We start from the raw sequence: 1341 nt of genomic DNA on the forward strand, positions 1-1341 counted from the left end.
GGCGCCTCCGTTACATTTTAGGAGGCGACCGCCCCAGTCAAACTGTCCACCTGACACGGTCCCCGAACCGGTTTCACGGTTCTAGGTTAGAACTCCGATACGATCAGGGTGGTATCCCAACGTTGCCTCCACACAAGCTGGCGCTCATGCTTCWAAGGCTCCMACCTATCCTGTACAGATCGTACCAAAGTTCAATATCAAGTTACAGTAAAGCTCCATGGGGTCTTTCCGTCTTGTCGCGGGTAACCTGCATCTTCACAGGTATTAAAATTTCACCGGATCTCTCGTTGAGACAGCGCCCAAGTCGTTACGCCATTCGTGCGGGTCAGAATTTACCTGACAAGGAATTTCGCTACCTTAGGACCGTTATAGTTACGGCCGCCGTTTACTGGGGCTTCGGTTCACAGCTTCGGGTTTAACCCCTAACCGCTCCCCTTAACCTTCCAGCACCGGGCAGGCGTCAGCCCGTATACTTCGCCTTACGGCTTCGCACAGACCTGTGTTTTTGCTAAACAGTCGCTTGGGCCTTTTCACTGCGGCCCCCTCGGGCTATTAACCMTACCGAGGCACCCCTTCTCCCGAAGTTACGGGGTCATTTTGCCGAGTTCCTTAACGAGAGTTCTTCCGCGCGCCTTAGCATGCTCTGCTCGCCTACCTGTGTMGGTTTGCKGTACGGGCACCTTCACCTGGCTAGAGGCTTTTCTTGACAGCCGGAGTACATGACCTTCGCTACTACAATTTTCGCTCCCCATCACAGCCCAGCCTTAATGATCGACGGATTTGCCTATCGATCAGCCTCACTGCTTGGACGGGCTATTCCATCAGCCCGCGTCACTGCCCTTCTGTGTCACCCCATTGCTCATAACKGTTTACGGTGGTACAGGAATTTCAACCTGTTGTCCATCCACTACGCCTTTCGGCCTCGCGTTAGGTCCCGACTTACCMTGAGAGGACGAGCCTTCCTCAGGAACCMTTAGGCTTTCGGCGGACAAGATTCTCACTTGTCTTTTCGTTACTCATACCGGCATTCTCACTTGAATACAGTCCACCAGTCCTCACGGTCCAACTTCAATCCGTATTCAACGCTCCCCTACCAAAGTACCATATAGGCACATGTCATAGCTTCGGTGGTGTGTTTAGCCCCGTTACATTTTCGGCGCAGAGTCACTCGACCAGTGAGCTATTACGCACTCTTTAAATGATGGCTGCTTCTAAGCCAACATCCTGGTTGTCTTTGCAACTCCACATCCTTTCCCACTTAACACACACTTGGGGACCTTAGCTGATGATCTGGGCTGTTTCCCTCTTGACAATGGATCTTAGCACTCACTGTCTGACTCC

1 rRNA gene is annotated in these 1341 nt (G+C 52.4%); it reads right to left on the reverse strand.

Annotated elements, in window-relative coordinates:
- Positions 1-1341, reverse strand: a 23S ribosomal RNA gene (locus tag AC787_RS32875); the annotation flags it as partial.

This window comes from Bacillus sp. FJAT-28004 (genome assembly GCF_001280845.1).
In the GTDB taxonomy this organism is placed as follows: Bacteria; Bacillota; Bacilli; order Paenibacillales; family Paenibacillaceae; genus Pristimantibacillus.